Origin of the sequence: Gracilibacillus salitolerans, from assembly GCF_009650095.1 — a bacterium.
Classification (GTDB): Bacteria; Bacillota; Bacilli; order Bacillales; family Amphibacillaceae; genus Gracilibacillus; species Gracilibacillus salitolerans.
In genome coordinates this window covers 2,653,895-2,671,618 of record NZ_CP045915.1, presented here as the reverse complement: position 1 = coordinate 2,671,618, position 17,724 = coordinate 2,653,895, and the positions used below count along the sequence as shown (strand labels likewise).

21 protein-coding genes are annotated in these 17,724 nt (G+C 34.6%); 17 read left to right on the top strand and 4 right to left on the bottom strand.

Features of this window, described 5'->3' with window-relative positions; genetic code table 11:
- Nucleotides 1-46: 46 nt before the first annotated feature.
- The 3 genes from GI584_RS12580 to GI584_RS12570 are packed head-to-tail and all read right to left on the bottom strand — an operon-like array spanning nt 47 to nt 1,126.
- Entirely contained in the window at nt 47-616 is a 570-nt protein-coding gene (locus GI584_RS12580) for a manganese catalase family protein (RefSeq protein WP_100360334.1), read from the bottom strand.
- A gap of 19 nt (nt 617-635) precedes the next feature.
- Nucleotides 636-905: a spore coat protein CotJB gene (locus GI584_RS12575; RefSeq protein ID WP_100360335.1), complete on the bottom strand. Its 270-nt coding sequence runs from the start codon at nt 903-905 to the stop codon at nt 636-638.
- A complete protein-coding gene (locus GI584_RS12570; RefSeq protein ID WP_100360336.1) occupies nt 902-1,126 on the bottom strand; it encodes a spore coat associated protein CotJA in 225 nt (74 codons plus the stop codon). Before GI584_RS12570 ends, GI584_RS12575 begins: the two co-directional genes overlap by 4 nt.
- A gap of 157 nt (nt 1,127-1,283) precedes the next feature.
- On the opposite strand from GI584_RS12570, the gene GI584_RS12565 reads away from it, so the two are divergent.
- Entirely contained in the window at nt 1,284-2,516 is a 1,233-nt protein-coding gene (locus tag GI584_RS12565) for a Glu/Leu/Phe/Val family dehydrogenase (protein ID WP_153791441.1), read from the top strand.
- A 43-nt stretch (nt 2,517-2,559) separates the two neighbouring features.
- Nucleotides 2,560-3,552, top strand: coding sequence for a YpdA family putative bacillithiol disulfide reductase (locus tag GI584_RS12560; protein WP_153791440.1), 993 nt, complete (start codon nt 2,560-2,562; stop codon nt 3,550-3,552).
- 227 nt (nt 3,553-3,779) lie between these two features.
- On the opposite strand, the gene GI584_RS12555 is transcribed toward GI584_RS12560, so the two are convergent.
- Entirely contained in the window at nt 3,780-4,742 is a 963-nt protein-coding gene (locus tag GI584_RS12555) for an asparaginase (RefSeq protein WP_153791439.1), read from the bottom strand.
- A gap of 105 nt (nt 4,743-4,847) precedes the next feature.
- On the opposite strand from GI584_RS12555, the gene prsW reads away from it, so the two are divergent.
- The 15 genes from prsW to GI584_RS12480 all read left to right on the top strand — a co-directional run bounded on the left by prsW (nt 4,848) and on the right by GI584_RS12480 (nt 17,362).
- A complete protein-coding gene (gene prsW, locus GI584_RS12550; protein WP_100360340.1) occupies nt 4,848-5,504 on the top strand; it encodes a glutamic-type intramembrane protease PrsW in 657 nt (218 codons plus the stop codon).
- A 362-nt stretch (nt 5,505-5,866) separates the two neighbouring features.
- Nucleotides 5,867-6,772, top strand: coding sequence for a spore cortex-lytic enzyme (sleB, locus tag GI584_RS12545; protein WP_100360341.1), 906 nt, complete (start codon nt 5,867-5,869; stop codon nt 6,770-6,772).
- A gap of 18 nt (nt 6,773-6,790) precedes the next feature.
- Entirely contained in the window at nt 6,791-8,128 is a 1,338-nt protein-coding gene (gene ypeB / locus GI584_RS12540; protein ID WP_100360342.1) for a germination protein YpeB, read from the top strand.
- A 108-nt stretch (nt 8,129-8,236) separates the two neighbouring features.
- A complete protein-coding gene (locus GI584_RS12535; RefSeq protein WP_153791438.1) occupies nt 8,237-8,884 on the top strand; it encodes a flagellar brake protein in 648 nt (215 codons plus the stop codon).
- Nucleotides 8,885-8,900: 16 nt separating this feature from the next.
- Entirely contained in the window at nt 8,901-9,572 is a 672-nt protein-coding gene (gene cmk / locus GI584_RS12530) for a (d)CMP kinase (protein ID WP_100360344.1), read from the top strand.
- A gap of 4 nt (nt 9,573-9,576) precedes the next feature.
- Nucleotides 9,577-10,155: a lysophospholipid acyltransferase family protein gene (locus GI584_RS12525; RefSeq protein ID WP_100360345.1), complete on the top strand. Its 579-nt coding sequence runs from the start codon at nt 9,577-9,579 to the stop codon at nt 10,153-10,155.
- Nucleotides 10,156-10,253: 98 nt separating this feature from the next.
- Nucleotides 10,254-11,399 carry a 30S ribosomal protein S1 gene (rpsA, locus tag GI584_RS12520; RefSeq protein WP_100360346.1) on the top strand — a complete coding sequence of 382 codons (1,146 nt, stop codon included), beginning with the start codon at nt 10,254-10,256 and terminating at the stop codon, nt 11,397-11,399.
- A gap of 271 nt (nt 11,400-11,670) precedes the next feature.
- Nucleotides 11,671-12,270: a YphA family membrane protein gene (locus GI584_RS12515; protein ID WP_100360347.1), complete on the top strand. Its 600-nt coding sequence runs from the start codon at nt 11,671-11,673 to the stop codon at nt 12,268-12,270.
- A complete protein-coding gene (locus tag GI584_RS12510) occupies nt 12,267-13,151 on the top strand; it encodes a YIEGIA family protein (protein ID WP_100360348.1) in 885 nt (294 codons plus the stop codon). The genes GI584_RS12515 and GI584_RS12510 overlap by 4 nt, the downstream gene beginning before the upstream one ends.
- Before the next feature lie 5 nt (nt 13,152-13,156).
- A complete protein-coding gene (locus GI584_RS12505; protein WP_100360349.1) occupies nt 13,157-13,342 on the top strand; it encodes a capping complex subunit for YIEGIA in 186 nt (61 codons plus the stop codon).
- Between the two features lie 131 nt (nt 13,343-13,473).
- On the top strand, nt 13,474-14,784 hold the full coding sequence (gene der / locus GI584_RS12500; protein WP_153791437.1) for a ribosome biogenesis GTPase Der: 1,311 nt from the start codon (nt 13,474-13,476) through the stop codon (nt 14,782-14,784).
- An 11-nt stretch (nt 14,785-14,795) separates the two neighbouring features.
- Entirely contained in the window at nt 14,796-15,836 is a 1,041-nt protein-coding gene (locus GI584_RS12495) for an NAD(P)H-dependent glycerol-3-phosphate dehydrogenase (protein WP_153791436.1), read from the top strand.
- A 58-nt stretch (nt 15,837-15,894) separates the two neighbouring features.
- Complete coding sequence (locus tag GI584_RS12490) at nt 15,895-16,155, top strand: stage VI sporulation protein F (RefSeq protein WP_100360352.1); 261 nt, start codon at nt 15,895-15,897, stop codon at nt 16,153-16,155.
- Nucleotides 16,156-16,413: 258 nt separating this feature from the next.
- The gene (locus GI584_RS12485) at nt 16,414-16,611 is read left to right on the top strand and encodes a DUF2768 domain-containing protein (RefSeq protein ID WP_100360353.1); all 198 of its coding nucleotides are present in this window, start codon (nt 16,414-16,416) and stop codon (nt 16,609-16,611) included.
- Nucleotides 16,612-16,633: 22 nt separating this feature from the next.
- Complete coding sequence (locus GI584_RS12480) at nt 16,634-17,362, top strand: YphF family lipoprotein (RefSeq protein ID WP_153791435.1); 729 nt, start codon at nt 16,634-16,636, stop codon at nt 17,360-17,362.
- Nucleotides 17,363-17,724: the final 362 nt, after the last annotated feature.

The window sequence follows — 17,724 nt, the reverse complement described above, 5'->3', positions numbered from 1 at the left end:
CCCCGTTACATTTGAGCGTAACGAGGGTGATGTATTACCCCAACTATTAAAATACTTTTTTGCGATCACGTTCTTCTTTTAATATTTCGACTGCTTCATGGAATCGTTGGGAGTGGACAATTTCTCTTTCGCGTAAAAATTTTAAAGAATCATTAATAAAGGGGTCGTCAGATATATCGATAATCCATTGATATGTTGCACGGGCTTTTTCTTCTGCAGCAATATCCTCATACAGATCGGCAATCGGATCACCTTTAGCTTGGATATATGTTGCGGTCCATGGTGAACCAGCAGCGTTCTGATAGTATAACGCATGGTCGTGATTAACGAAGTGAGCGCCTAAGCCCGCAGCTTCCAATTGCTCTGGAGTAGCATCCTTTGTTAGTTTATAAATCATGGTAGCAATCATTTCTAAATGAGCAAATTCTTCCGTGCCAATATCATTTAATAAACCAACCACTTTGTCTGGTATGGTATAACGTTGATTTAAGTAGCGTAAAGCAGCGGATAGTTCTCCATCTGCTCCTCCATATTGTTCGATTAAATATTTAGCTAACATTGGATTGCATTCACTTACCTTAACCGGATATTGCAATTTTTTCTCGTAATACCACATCTCTGATATTCCTCCCTTTTTATACTTGCCAAGGCCAAGGTGCTTCTTTCCAATTCCATGGATAGCTGGAATAACTTTGACCATATTGCATAAGAGGACCAAATTGTTCTTCAAATTGATTTTTCAATTGTCTACTCTCATAAGCTGCTTGATTAAATTGTTTAATAGCATCTAAGTCATGGGGATGTGTATCAAGGTATAAAGTTAACTCTACTAAGACAAAATCTACAGCTTGAATTTGTTCCATTAATTGATAATAACTGTCTGGTAATGGCTTCTGCTGTGTCATTCGCTTGATTCACCCCTTTTCGAATAATATGGATCATACAAACAGGTCCATAATGTTCCTGCATAAAGCGCTTCTTTAGCAGTCGGAAATTGTTCTGCATTATTCGGCTGAAAACCTATATATAAATTAGGTGGAGTAGAATAACACTTCATTAAGACTGGTTTACAAGGATCAAACCTACTTACGAACGGGGAGTAACATTTGCTTTGAGTAAAAGTCATGATTTTCTCCTTTCTAAAAAAATCTTTCCTTCACTTTCATTGTATGGAGCAGGCATCATGTCCTATTACATATCAACGTTGATCTATTTGTAAATTTCACATTATAAATAGATCATTGTATACTATTTTAGTATGTAAAAAATAGAGGAGTGACAGAATGGTAAAAGGATATAAGCATTTACAAGAAATGATGGAGCACCTTTTAAAACAATTAGGTTATCCTAATGAAATATTTCATTTATTAAAAGAACCAGCTAAAGCAATGAAAGTCAGGTTTCCGGTCAGAATGGATGATGATTCTGTGAAAATATTTACTGGGTATCGAGCTGTACACCATGATGTATTTGGAATGACACAAGGTAATGTGCACTTTAGACCGAATTTAACAGAAGAAGAGGTATCACAATTAGCTATATTGAGAAGTGTCAAGACGAGTAATATGCAAATTCCTGTTGGAGGTAGTAGTGGCGGTGTGATGTGTGATGTTAGAGAATTATCTTATCGGGAGTTAGAAAAACTATGTCGAGGTTATGTACGTGCTATTCAGAGAGTAATTGGACCTGATACGGATATTCTATCTTCCGATGCCTCAGTAAACCCACAGATTATGGCATGGATGATGGATGAATATAGTCAGTTAAATACTGGATCAGATCCTAATTTTATAGCAGGTAAACCATATGTATTAGGTGGGATTAAGGATAAAGAATTAGCAATTGAGAAAGGGATTATTGCTACGATTCGTTCCATACAGACCGAATTAAATCAAAAGCAAACTAAAGGTATTATGATTCATGGTGTAGGTCAAATTGGAGGGTATATTGCACATCAATTATATGCATTGGGTCATAAAATAATAGGTTTATCAGATCCTCAAGGCGCATTGTATGATCCTGAAGGGTTAGATATACCAAATATTCTAAAGAGAAAAGATAGTTTCGGTTTGGTAACAAAAGCCTTTCCAGATCGTATTAGTATCGAGGAATTTTTACAAAAAGAGTGCGATATGTTAGTTCTTACAGCCAAAGGAGAACAGATCACATCAGATCTTGCAAGATATATGCGCGCAGAAAGCATCCTCGAAACCATTAACGAATCGATTGATAAACGCGCATTGGATATCTTCATCGAAAAGAATGTAGATGTGATTCCTGAGGTTCTCACTACTACGGGTGGAATTGTCTATGCTTACTTGGAATGGCTAGAATATAAACAAGGAATAAAGTACACCGAAGATGAAGTGGAGAAAAAATTTATAAATATTATCAATCAAGCGATCAAACAAGTTTGCTATGTTTCTGAAAATAAAAATGTTAATATATATATGGCCAGTTATATGATTGGTTTAAAAAATCAAGCTGAAGCTGTACGTTTCCGAGGCTGGATTTAAGACATACATAAATATGTAAAGTGTTGAAGGAGTGTATCGTTTTATGCAACAAGAAAAAGTGATTGTAATTGGTGCAGGACCATGTGGCATGTCTGCGGCAATTGAATTACAAAATATTGGTATAGATCCATTGATTATTGAAAAAGGGAATATCGTAGATTCCATTTATCAATATCCAACCCATCAAACCTTTTTCAGTTCAAGTGATAAATTGGAAATAGGTGATGTAGCGTTTGTTACAGAAAAAAATAAACCTGTTAGAAACCAAGCGTTAGCTTATTACCGTTCGGTCGCAATTCGGAAGAAGTTAAGAATCCATAGCTTTGAAGAAGTTATAAAAATGGAAAAAACAACTGATGGTTTTCAATTAGAAACGAAAAATCAATATAAGGAAACAAACTCGTATCAAACAAAATATTGTATTATTGCAACAGGTTATTATGGTCAACCGAATTATATGGGAGTAAAAGGAGAAGAATTGGATAAAGTTTTTCACTATTTTAAGGAAGCACATCCTTTTTATCAACAAAATGTGGCAGTTATTGGTGGAAAAAACTCTGCAGTAGATGCTACAATCGAATTATATAAAGCTGGGGCTAATGTAACAGTCCTTTATCGTGGAAGTGAGTATTCCCCAAGTGTGAAACCATGGATTTTACCGGAATTTGCTTCTCTTGTAAAGCATGGTAAAGTAAAGATGGAATTTAATACAATGGTTGAGGAAATAACGAAGGATGAAGTAATTTATCGAGTGAATGGTGAGAAGAAATCTATCAAGAATGATTTTGTATTTGCTATGACAGGTTATCAACCGAACCAAAACTTTCTTAAACAGACTGGAATTACTATTGATCAAGAAACAGGTAGACCAACATTGGAAACAGAGTCCATGGAAACAAATATCAAAAATGTTTATATAGCTGGTGTTATTGCTGCTGGATATGATAATAACGAAATATTTATTGAAAATGGTCGTTTCCACGGTGGATTAATTGCCAATTCTATAAAAAATAAAGAGAAATTATCACGGTGCTAATCGTTCTTAAAACCTCTACTTCAAGGTTTAATTAAATCAAAGAAGCTAAGTGTGGGAGTAGGAGAGCTAACACCTTGATAAGTTTCGCTAATCCCGACTAGACGCAGATACTAAGCGAAGTACTTTGACGGTCTTTATAATAAAGGAAAATCCGATCTGATCCAAATGAATCGTTCGGATTTTCTCATAGATAATCTACTTTTGTCACAGACTCAAAAGTGAATATATTAATCTCTAAATGCTTTCATTAATTCGTGATGAGACGCGCCATTTTCCAATAGCAGCATGAGTTTCAAACGCGCTTTCGGACCAGTTAGATGATTAGCAAAGATGACACCATCCTCAAGTAATGAACGTCCACCACCTTCATATTGATAGGTAGGTTGTACAATTCCTTTATAACAACGAGATACAAATAATACTGTTATATCATGTTTTATAAATTTTTTTATTGCAGGGACGATTGCTGGTGGAACATTACCTTGACCTAACGCTTCAATAATAAGTCCGTCCATGTGTGAAGGTTGAATATAGTTTAATAAGTCATTTGACATCCCGGCATATGCTTTCAAGAGTAGTACGTTTTTCGTTATACCTTGAATGGGAATGGTTTCATGGTGATATGTTTTTTGATAAAAATACACATCTTGTTTCGTTACCATACCAACTGGTCCGAATTGCGGACTTTGAAAGGTTGCCACATTACTAGTAGAAGTTTTTGTGACATATTGAGCCGTGTGAACTTCATCATTCATGACAACTAATACACCACGATTACTAGACTTTGGATTAGAAGCTACTCGAATGGCACATATCAGATTATATAATCCATCCGTCCCAATTTCATTACTTGATCTCATCGCACCTGTAAACACAACAGGGATACTAGTTTTTACACACAGATCAACAAAATATGAGGTTTCTTCTAACGTGTCAGTACCGTGTGTTACAACTATGCCATTATAGTTATCCGTATTAATTTTTCTCTGGATAAATGCTACTAATTCAAGCATGTGCTTCGGTGTGATATGTGGTGATGGCAGATGAAATAAATTCACTTCTTCTATGGGAAACAAATGTAATGCTTCCATTTTTGATAAGGGATGTGTTTCTGTTTCTACTACATTTCCCTCTCGATTCTCTTCCATAGATATTGTACCGCCAGTATGAATAATTAACGTTTTGTTCAATAGGTTCCCAACTTTCTTTATTTATATACCTTAATTTCTTTATCTTTATATTTTCTTTTGATATTATGCCATAATTATCGAGAGATAGAAAGTAGGTGATATCAGTTGTTTGCTCTCGTATCAGTATCCATTGCTCCGGCATTTGCATTGTTATCTTTTTTTTATTTAAAAGATGAATATGAATTAGAGCCGATTAATGCAATTTTCCGTACATTTATATATGGGGCACTACTAGTGTTTCCGATTATGTTTATTCAATATGCATTTCAAGAAGAGGGAATTGCGCAAACCCCTTTTTTGCAATCATATTTCATCTATGGATTATTTGAGGAGTTTTTTAAATGGTTCATTTTTATTTTTACCACATATAAGTATTCAAAATTTAATACGGTTTATGATGGGATTGTATATGGTGTTTCTATAAGTTTGGGTTTTGCTACGGTTGAAAATATTCTTTACTTATTTGCACATGGTATAGAATTTGCTTTTAGTAGAGCTATTTTTCCAGTATCATCTCATGCATTATTCGGAGTAATAATGGGTTATTATTTGGGAAGAGCAAAATTTTCAGCTAACAATGGCGTATTTTTTCTACTATTAGCCTTATTATTACCTACTTTTTTACATGGGACTTATGATTTTATAATAGAAGCGATTCAAAAACAATGGATATACGGACTCATCCCGTTTATGGTTATACTATGGTTACTTAGTCTTAGGAAAGTAAAAGTGGCTAATGAAATCAGCCAACAACAAGTTTAAATAAGTAATTAAAAAGAAGCTACCGCGCGTTTTATCACGATGCTAATTAAAACTCCTGGAAATTAATTGAGGGAGCAGGTGAGCTAATACCCTGATAAGATTCGCTAATTTTCAGTGGGGAAGGCTCACTTTGTGGAATGTGTGGCTCATTTTATACTTTTATACTTCAATACCCGTTTCATTATTTATCTAATGGAAACGGGTATTTTTCTTGAGCACTTATAGGTGGTTAATCTTTCATTAAACAAAAAAGTAATAAGTTTTTTCGGAATGTATCTATTTTTAAATGAATAAATTTCAATTTTTATTAAAAGCTATCCATAACAAAATGTCACTTAGATATTAATTTGGAGGTAGCTTTAATGAAAAAAAAGATAACGATTTGTCTTATCATTTTTGCCATTAGTTCTTTTTTCTTCATTGATGGAAGAGACAATCAGGTTCAAGGTTTTACAAATCAAGTGATACAACATGGTGCTACAGGTGATGACGTCATTGAACTCCAAGCGAGACTTCAATATTTAGGTTTTTATAATGGTGATATTGATGGAGTTTTTGGTTGGGGGACATATTGGGCGTTACGTAATTTTCAATATGAATTCGGTATGGAGATAGATGGATTAGCAGGTCAGGAAGCAAAGAAAAAACTGGAAAATGCAAGTGAATTTGATAAAGCCTATGTGCATGAGCAAATTCAAAAAGGAAAGAAGTTCACCCATTATGGTGGAGTGGACAAGGAAAAACAAACGGAGCCATCTCCAACAAAACAAAAAGATGGTGATGCAGGTCAACAGGGTAGCAATCAACAAAATCAACAACAAGATCAAAATCAAGCAGCTCAACAAGATAACAATCAACCAGAAGCAACAGAGGAAGATTTAGAACCAACCGCTGTCAATATACCACAAGGATTTTCACAAAATGATATACAAATCATGGCAAATGCTGTATATGGTGAAGCTAGAGGTGAACCGTATGAAGGTCAAGTAGCAGTTGCATCTGTTATTTTAAATCGTGTGGAAAGCTCTACATTTCCAAATACTGTATCAGGGGTGATTTTTGAACCCCGTGCCTTTACAGCGGTAAGTGATGGTCAAATTTGGTTAACACCAAATGAAGCAGCAAAGAGAGCTGTATTAGACGCCATTAATGGTTGGGATCCAACTGGAGAAGCTTTATATTATTTTAATCCTGATACTGCTACTTCCAGCTGGATTTGGTCACGACCACAAATTAAACGAATTGGAAAACATGTATTCTGTATGTAATTTTTTGGAGGTGAAAAAATGTTTCGTTGGACGCTTATTACGATTTTAAGTATTGCTGTTATTGGTGTTTCTGTATGGGGATACCAAGAACACCAAGAAAAAAATGCAATTCTCATCCAAGCTGAAAATAGTTATCAACGATCTTTTCATGATTTAACCTATAATTTAGATCTGCTACATGACAAAATTGGTTCTACTTTAGCGATGAATACTAGAGATCAATTATCACCACAACTGGCTGAAATATGGCGGTTAACATCTATGGCTCATAATGATGTCGGTCAATTGCCACTAACATTACTGCCATTCAATAAGACCGAAGAGTTTTTACAATTGATGGGTGATTTTAGTTATCGAGCAGCAATAAGAGATTTAGATAAAGAGCCACTTTCTGACGATGAATTGGAGGCTTTAGAATCTCTTTACGAAGCATCAGGAGATATTGAACAAGAATTACGTAAAGTACAAAGTATGGTATTAAATGATAATTTGAGATGGATGGATGTACAACTAGCATTAGTGAATAACGATGAGCAAGCTGATAATACGATTATAGATGGTTTCCAGACTGTAGAAAAAACGGTAGAAGGATATTCAGAAGGTAAGTTGAATGCAAGTATGATGGGGACATCAAGCAAAAAAGATGGTTTCTCCATACTTGGAGATGAAAAGATCTCAGAAGAAGAAGCGAAGAAAAAAATGCGCTCACTACTGCGAATTGATGACGAAACAGAATTAACTGTTGCTTCCACAGGTAAAGGGGCTGATGTTCCATTATTCAGTGGATCATATAAAGAAGATGATACAACCGGATATATTGATGTAACCCAAAATGGTGGATATCCAATAACTTTAATGATTAATCGAGAAGTAAAGGAATCAAACAAAAGTCTACATGAGGCGATGCAAAATGCTAAAAAGTACTTATCAAAATTGGATTTCACTACAGATCTTGCTTTAGTTGAAAGCAACCAATATGATAATGTAGGGGTATTTCAATTTGTGCCTCAAAATGAGAATGTGTGGATTTATCCAGATGCGATACAAATCAAAGTTGCTTTAGATAATGGTGAAGTGCTTGGTTTTGTTGCAAAAGATTACTTAGAGAATTATCAAGAAAGAGAAATACCTGAAGAAATTGAACTATCAGAAGAAGAAGCACGCGATAAAGTAAATCCTAATTTAAAAATTCAGGAACATCATTTGGCCATTACTGAAGATGATATGGGTGAAGAAGTATTAACTTACGTTTTTTTAGGAACATTGGATCAAGACACATACAAAATTTTCATTGATGCCTCTGATGGAAGTGAAGTGAGAGTAGATAAACTGAAACAAGCAGAGATGAAATATTAAAATGTGAGAAAGAAGGACTTTTCCTTCTTTCTTTTTTTTGCGATAATAAGTATGAAACTAATCTCCATTTTATCATTTATAAAAAATTGCAGAGAAAGAGGATGAACATTGAGTAAAATCGGCACATTTTTGCAGCTTGAGCAAATTAAAGAAGAAAGAACAATCTCTAAATGCAGGGTAATCGAAACAAAAAAAGATAAGTTATACGTTGATTACCCAATTGATAAAGAAACAAATCGCTCTAACATATTTCCTGTCGGCACACATTTTCATGTTCACTTTATAGAAAACAATTCGGTATTTAGTTTTCCAAGTGAGATCATCGGTAAAGCTAAAGTGAAAAATATACCTACACTTATTCTTTCAGTTGAATTAAATAATCTACAAAAAATTCAACGGCGAGAATTTGTGCGAGTTGAAGCGTTGCTGGATGTTTCCGTGCAAAGTATAGACCAACAGTTTGATTCTTTTACTACTGTGACCCACGATATTAGTGGTGGAGGGATGGCTCTTCTAGTGGATAAAAATGATAGGATAAAACAAGGCGAGTTACTGGATATTATGTTAATATTACCTTTAGAAAAAAAAGTTGAATATTTACATATCATTGGAGAAGCATTACGAATACAAGAGAGAAAAGAAGATAAAGATATTTTATCTGTAAAATTTACTGAAATGGATACACATGATCAGCAGTCCATTGTACAATATTGCTTTACAAAACAATTAGAAGAGCGCAGAAAAGGTCTTTCATAGAAGGGGAGGAATATGGATGAGTGAGAAAGAAATTGCTATTGCCATTGATGGTCCAGCTGCTGCAGGGAAAAGCACTGTAGCAAAAAAAGTTGCAAAAAAATTAGGTTACATATACATCGATACAGGTGCAATGTATAGATCGTTAACTTTTTCTGTATTAAACAATCAAATTGATATTAACAACTCTGAATTAGTTATAAAACATCTTCATGACATTACTATCGACATTAATGCCAATCAACAAGTATTTATTAATCATGAAGATGTAACGGATGCCATCAGGACTGAAGAGGTTACCAAAAATGTTTCAGCTATAGCTTCTATTTCGGAAGTAAGACAGGAAATGGTGAACAGGCAACAAAAACTTGCTGAAAAACGAGCGGTTGTAATGGATGGAAGAGATATCGGAACACAAGTCATTCCTGATGCAGAAGTTAAAGTTTTTTTGGTGGCCAGTGTGGAAGAACGAGCAGAAAGAAGACATACAGAAAACATTCAAAAAGGATTTCCTTCAGATCTGGGACAAATTAAACACGATATTGAAAAACGAGATAAAATGGATTCAGAACGAGAGGTGTCTCCACTTAAAAAAGCGGCAGATGCGATAGAAATTGATACGACTTCATTATCTGTTGATGAAGTTGCAAAAAAAATATTATCTTTAGTTAATACAAAGATGAGGGGTTAGAAATATGAGTTTTTATCAATTTGCAAAAACAGTAGTGAAAATTGTTTTAAAACCAAAGTATAAAGTAAAAGAAGTAGGTACAGAAAATATTCCAACAGAAGGTCCTGTCATTATTTGTTCCAATCATATTTCGAACTACGACCCGCCTATTGTTGGAATTACTTGTCCACGGCCAATCCATTTTCTCGCTAAAGAAGAATTATTTAAAAATAAATTATTTGGCTTTATATTAAAGAAGGTAAATACCATTGTATTAAAACGCGGAATGAATGATCGTAACGCGCTTAGAAAAGGGCTAGAAGTACTAAAAGAAGGAAATGTTTTAGGGTTGTTCCCAGAAGGAACGAGAAGTAAAAGTGGTGAATTAAAAAGAGGGCTGGCGGGAGCAGGATTCTTTGCACTAAGATCAAAGGCAACAGTAATCCCCTGTGCGATTGTTGGCAGTTATAAAAGTAAAGAACCCCTTAAAGTAATCTATGGTAAGCCTGTCGATATGGAGACATTAAGAGAAAATAAGGCTTCTGCTCAAGAAGTAACAGATGCGATAATGAATGAGATAAAAAAAATTAAAGAAAATCGCTAAGTTTTATATATATAACTTGACAAATCACGCTAAATGTTAGAAGTTAGAAAAAAGCACATTTATGTTTTTTGTGTTGGAAATCGAAGGAGGTCTTTGTCATGGATGAAATGAATCAAGAAATTTCTGAGATTAAGGAACTTTCAGTAGGCGATATTGTACAAGGTAAGGTGGTTAAGGTAGAAGAAAAACACGTACTTGTTGATATCGGATATAAAGTAGAAGGGATTGTTCCAATTAGCGAGCTTTCTGCACTTCGTATAGAAACAGCTAGTGATGCAGTTAGTGAAGGTGACCAACTAGAATTACAAGTAAAAAAAGTAGAAGACGAAGAAATCGTCTTATCTAAGAAAGCTGTAATTGCAGAAAAAGCTTGGGAAGATTTGCAAGAAAAGTTTGAAAATAATGAAATTATTGAAGCTACAGTCCGTGATGTTGTAAAAGGTGGCCTTGTAGTAGACGTAGGTGTCAGAGGTTTTATTCCTGCCTCATTAGTAGAAACACACTATGTAGAGGATTTTGCTGACTATCAAGATAAATCGTTAACATTAAAAATTGTAGAATTAGATAAAGAACAAAATAGAATCATTTTATCGCATCGTGCCGTTATTGAAGAAGAAGATCAAAAGAAAAAAAGTGAATTACTCAGTTCCCTTGAGGAAGGTCAAGAGATAGAGGGGACGGTTCAACGCATTACAGACTTTGGTGTATTTGTAGATATTGGTGGATTAGATGGTTTAGTACATATCTCACAACTTGCACATACGCATGTGGAGAAAGCTTCAGATGTCGTTTCTGAAGGTGATACACTTAAAGTAAAAGTTTTATCAGTAGATAAAGAAAATGAAAGAGTATCATTATCCCATAAAGCAACACAACCTGGACCTTGGGACAATATTGAAGAGAAAATCGCGATTCATGATGTAGTAGAAGGTACGGTAAAACGTTTAGTTAACTTTGGTGCCTTTGTTGAGGTACTTCCAGGTGTGGAAGGTCTAGTTCATATCTCACAAATTTCTACAGAGCATATTGGAACACCTGGTGAAGTGCTTGAGGTTGGACAGACTGTCCATGTAAAGGTGCTTGATGTGAGTGAGCAGGATAAGCGGATATCACTAAGTATCAGAGAAATTGAAGAAGAGAAGAACCAACAAGAAATTAAACAGTACGAAAGTGATGACGATCAATCAGGCTTTCAATTAGGTGATATGATCGGAGATAAATTAAATAAATATAAAGATGATTAATTCATAAAACATGCTACGATCTGTAGCATGTTTTTTGTTTTTCTTAATAATAAACACAAGGAACCTATTGCTTTCTAATACAGCAATTGGAATACCGAGAGTATATAGACAATCATTTGTTTTATCACGGTGCTAATCGTCCGTAAAAAACCCACTGATGGAAGGCTCACTTTATCAGCAAAAGTGTCGAAAGCGTTACATTTCTTAAGCGATGTACTTTAAAAAAGATTAAAAAGCAAGAAAACCGTACATACTGTTAAAGGTGATGTCTATGTATCAATATTTATCCATCTATTTATGTTGGGTATTGTGGTGTTTTGTTACTTTTTTTATGTCGAAACAAGGTAAACGAAACACCTATTCAATTGTGTTGCTGTTGTTTTTAATTTTATTACCTTACGAAATTATTATAATTGATTTACCAATGAATGGGTCTTTCCTGTTTCTATTAGCGTATAGTGTATTTGCTACTATCCAAAGTAATCTGACATTTAAAAAGTATTTTTCGATCCTTTTAATGAGTTACTTGTATGCCATTTATTTTATTTGGCGGATTACAAGCCCTATTTTAAACGATTTTTCGTTTATTACTATTGCAGTTATAAGTGGCTTTTTATTGCTGCAGATTTCATCCAAGAATTTACATCAACAAATAACAATTTTAATTGCAGGAGTAAGTTTTGGTCAATTTTTGTACAGTATTATCTGTCGAAGCTATTACCTGCAATATACGATTAATGATACACATTTTTTCAGTATTTTATTTTCGATCCTGCTGCTTATGGCTATCCAGCATAGCTGGGAATATTTAATAATAAAAATAGAAAACGTTGTGAAAATGGTGGAATTCAGAAAGAGGTGGAATTCGTGAATGAATATACATACCCTATTTTATTTGGAGTTACAATGGGTACTATTGCTCGTTTTATTATGTTAAGAACCGACTATCGGCAATATCCAACCTATTTGCATGGGAAGATTATTCATTTAGCACTAGGATTTATTGCCGCAAGCCTAGGTGCAGTTGCAGTACCAGCAATCATGGAAAAGGAATATACAGCCGTGACGTTTTTAACGATTGCTGCATCACAGTTTAGAGAAGTTCGAAACATGGAAAGAAATACACTTGCAGAAATGGACAGCTATGAATTGGTTCCTAGAGGGAACACATATATAGAGGGAATAGCGGTTGCATTTGAAAGTAGAAATTATTTAGTAATTTTCACTTCTTTACTAGGGACCATGACATATTTAATATGGAATATTTACGCAGCTATTATTGTCGCTGTATTGTGCTATTTTATTATTCGGAAATATATGAGTGGATCAACACTTGGAGAAATTGTGGATATTAAACAAGCACTTGTTTCATTTGATGGTGCTGGCTTATATGTGGACAACATTTATATTATGAATATTGGTATACCGGAAAGACAAGAGGAAATTTTAAAATATGGAATGGGTTTTGTGTTAACACCTAAAAATTTTGATGTGCGTTCTACTATTGCTAATCTTGGGCAACGGCAGGCTATTCTACACGACATATCCGTTTCATTAGGTGTTTTTAGAGATTCTGGTACTCCTGCGCTGACTCCACTCATCAAACGTGATTTAGATGACGGTCGTATCGGTGTATTTATATTACCTCAAGATAAGGATTTAAACAAAGCTGTAAAAGTAATCCAATCAGTACCAGTGTTAGAAAATGCCATTCGAATGCCTTCAGAATCTAAAGCACAAAGTAAGGAGTGAGTTTAATGGTATTAGAAAAAGCCATTTTAGCTACGATCACCACGAATGCTAATAAGGTGACAGCAGGTGCTTCGATTTTTATCTGTGACAGTAAAGAAGAAATGGACAAAGTCGCCGCAAATTTAGAAGCCATACTAGATGGAATTAGTCATGCACTAAGTGATGAATTATATATTATTGTAAAACATTAAAAGATAACGATAATTTTATTATGTAAACAAAATGAATTAACTTGTTTTATTTATCTTAGTTGTGGTAATTTAGTAAAGTAAAACGATAGAGGAACAAATTAGAAAATCAATTTTAGGAAGGATGTGCCTTCATGAGAAGTTCAGTAGTTGCGATAGTTGGAAGGCCAAATGTTGGAAAATCAACTATTTTCAATCGTTTAGTTGGTGAAAGAATATCTATTGTGGAAGATATTCCTGGAGTAACCCGAGATCGTATTTACGCAGAAGCAGAGTGGTTAAATACCACTTTTCGTTTAATAGATACTGGCGGGATTGAAATTGGCGATGAACCGTTATTAATACAAATGCGTGCACAAGCAGAAGTTGCAATCAGAGAAGCAGACGTTATTATATTTCTTGCTAATGGAAGAGAAGGCATTACAGCGGCTGATGAAGAGGTTGCCAAGATTTTATATAAATCGAATAAGCCAATCGTATTAGCCGTAAATAAAGTTGATAATCCAGAAATGCGCGAACAAATTTACGAATTCTATGCATTAGGATTTGGAGAACCTCACCCTATTTCAGGTACCCATGGATTAGGATTAGGGGATTTGTTGGATAGTGTTGTCAACCTTTTTCCTGAAAGGGAGAATGAGCCAGTCGATGAAGATGTCATTCATTTTAGTCTAATTGGACGACCAAATGTAGGAAAATCCTCTTTAGTTAATTCAATCTTAAATGAAGAGCGTGTCATTGTTAGTGATATTGCTGGAACAACACGTGATGCGATTGATACTAATTTCAGTAAAGACAATCGTGATTTCATCATTATTGATACAGCTGGTATGAGAAAAAGAGGAAAAATCTATGAAACTACCGAAAAATACAGTATATTAAGGGCATTAAAAGCAATTGAACGATCTGATGTTGTCCTAACATTAATCGACGCCGAAGAAGGTATTATCGAGCAAGATAAAAAAATAGCAGGTTATGCTCATGAAGCAGGAAAAGCAGTTGTTATTGTAGTCAATAAGTGGGATACAATTGAACAACATGATCAAGCAATCAAAGAATTTGAGGACAATGTAAGAGCCCATTTTCAGTTCTTAGACTACGCACCGATTGTATACTTATCTGCGAAGACGAAAAAAAGAATACACACACTTTTACCAAAAGTCGTACAAGCGAGTGAAAATCATACGAAGCGGGTCGAAACGAATATATTGAATGACGTGATTATGGATGCATTGGCAATCAACCCTGCACCATCAAAACATGGTAAGAAATTAAAAGTGCTATATGCAACGCAAGTAGCTGTTAAACCACCTACATTTGTTGTATTCGTCAATGACCCAGAATTAATGCACTTTTCTTATGAACGTTTCCTTGAAAATCAAATCCGTGAGGCTTTTGGTTTTGAAGGGACTCCAATAAAAATATATGCTCGTAAACGAAGTTAGAGGTGAATCAGATGTCAAAAATAGCTGTTCTTGGAGCAGGTAGCTGGGGTACAGCACTTGCAATGGTTTTATGTGATAACCATCATGATGTAAGGATCTGGACCCATAACCCAGATCAAAAAAAAGCGATGGAACTGGAGAGAAGAAATCAAAAATATTTACCTGATATTTCACTTCCAGACTCATTAACAATTTATGATGATCTCAGTCAGGCTATTGAACAAGTTGAAGCTATTGTATTAGTCGTACCAACAAAAGCAATAAGAGAGATTTGTCAAAAATTGAATAAAGTACTACACCATAAAGTAGTCATCATTCACGGGAGTAAAGGAATTGAACCTGACAGTCATTATCGTATTTCGGAAATGATAAAAGAGGAGTTATCCTTAAGTTTATATGATGATGTTGTAGCACTGTCCGGTCCAAGTCATGCAGAAGAAGTCAGTGTAAAGCATCCTACCACTTTGACAGCGGCATCTGAAAATGGGGAATTGGCTTCTTTTACCCAGGATTTATTTATAAATCAATATTTTCGTGTTTACACAAGTAAAGATATCATTGGTGTAGAATTAGGTGGTGCGCTAAAAAATATCATTGCTTTAGGTGCGGGAATCTCGGATGGATTAGGTTATGGGGATAATGCGAAGGCAGCACTTATTACTAGAGGGTTAGCTGAAATTTCCAGATTAGCAACTATCAAAGGAGCAAATCCTTTAACGTTTATTGGTTTATCTGGTGTCGGGGACCTTATCGTTACTTGTACTAGCGCACATAGTCGTAATTGGCGTGCAGGTAACATGTTAGGTAAAGGGTTCCAGTTAAATGATGTATTGAACAAAATGGGCATGATTGTGGAAGGGATTCGTACGACAGAAGCAGTTTCCCAATTAGCAAAAAAAGAGAATATAGAAATGCCGATAACTACTGGAATATATGACGTGATTTATGAAATAAGATCACCGAAAGAAGTAGTCGATGATCTCATGACCAGAAACCGGACAAATGAAGTGGATGATATTTCATCCTTACTTCAAAATAGGTATACCAATTAACTGTTTAACTCCTCCGTGCATACTATAAGAATGACTATAGTAGTTAGGAGGAGTTAATTTGAGTGACTTTAAACAAAATATGTTTGATCAGATTCAAAAACAATCTAATGTCCAACCTGATCAAATTATGAAAGTAGCACAATCTGTACAGAATGCGGATTTTTCGGATGAAAAAACTGTAAGAAAGTTAGTAAAACAATTAGCTAGGCTTTCTGGTAAACCTGTGTCTAAACAAAAAGAGGATAAAATTGTGAAAGCAATTACCAACAATAAAATGCCTAAAGATATTAATTCATTAAGTAAATTATTTAAAAACTAACATTATAGGCACATGAGGATGCAAGGTCTTATTGCTTCGCATACAATAAATCGCACAAGCATTCACTTTCAGGGTGATGATGGGTATTTATTTAGTCACAACCGGAGTAGATTTTGCCCCTTCTACTTCGGTCTTTTTTTGTTACATATACTGTAAGAACAAAACAATCTCATGCTTTTCTTTAAAAAAAATATTTATGTTATAATATGTAACGATGTATATAGATTTGTAGAAACCGTAAGAAAGGATGAATGTCAGTTGTCAGATCCATTAATGAAAATGTGGATATCGTTTGGAGGCATGGGTGCTCTTATTTTATCCATGGTTTTAATTGTACTTAGCAGGTATAAATTAAAAGGAATGTTATCAGGTATTGTAGCACTTGTTGCTTATATCTGTTTAATTATAGGTGGCATTATAATCACTTTAGTGGTTATTGGTGGGCCATCATCCTGATAAGGAGGAAAAATGAAAAATAATGTTACATAAATTTATAGTATTTGCCTTTAGTCTTATTCTGCTGACAGGTTGTATGTATCCATCAGATAACCTCAGCCAAAATCAAATCTCCAATGATTCACAACTACAGTTAGTACAAAATGCTATTGATCTATACGCAGAGCAAAATAATGGTTTGCTACCGATTGTAACGAAAGAAAACAATACACCTTTATATCAAAAGTACATTATTGATTTTAGTTTGTTAAAGCAACAAGGACTTATTCAATCTATTCCTGGAACAGCTTTTGAAAATGGTGGTAGTTACCAATATGTTTTAGTTGATGTGGAAGAAAATCCAACTGTTAAGGTAATTGATTTGCGTTTAGCAGATGAGATAAGAACAATACAACAACGGTTAACGATATATCGGGATGAACATACATATCCACCATTCGGAGACAAAATAGAAGAGGGTGTATACGAATTAGACTATGAGGAGCTTAATTTAGATACAGATCCAAGTGTAAACAGCCCATATTCTGATAACAAGTTACCTGTTTATATCAGTACGAATGGTGAACTATTAATTGATTATCGAATTGAGCTTTACCAAGCTTTACAAGAAAAAAATCACTCCTACACAAACGGCGATGATATTAGACCTATATTAATAGAGGATCATCCTGTCGTTCCAGCATACAGTATTCCCTTTACTGTAGAAGATAAAGAGCCAATATTTGCACCAGAAATAGAAGAAGGATGGTAGTTTTGCATCCACTAGTAAAAACTTATCCAGTTTGGGTAAGTTTTTTTCTAATACAGTAAAGAAAATTACGCACAAAATTCATAAACTACGAAATAATGCTTGTATGGATCTGTTGTGTTTCAGATAAGCTGTACGGGAGGCGTGTGGCTTTGTAGGGAGGAGCGAGAGTTAATTGTCATCTTTTCTACAAAAACTCAAATAAAGGCTCTCTGTGGCTGGGATTTGCTTTCTAATAAGGTCATTAGACAGTTGTGATACAAAATGGCATTCTTAAAAAGATCCTCCTCTATGAAAGCTTTTCTAATTTATGTGAATAAACTAGTTCTTTACATCATATGTTGAAGTTAGAACTGGAAAATCTA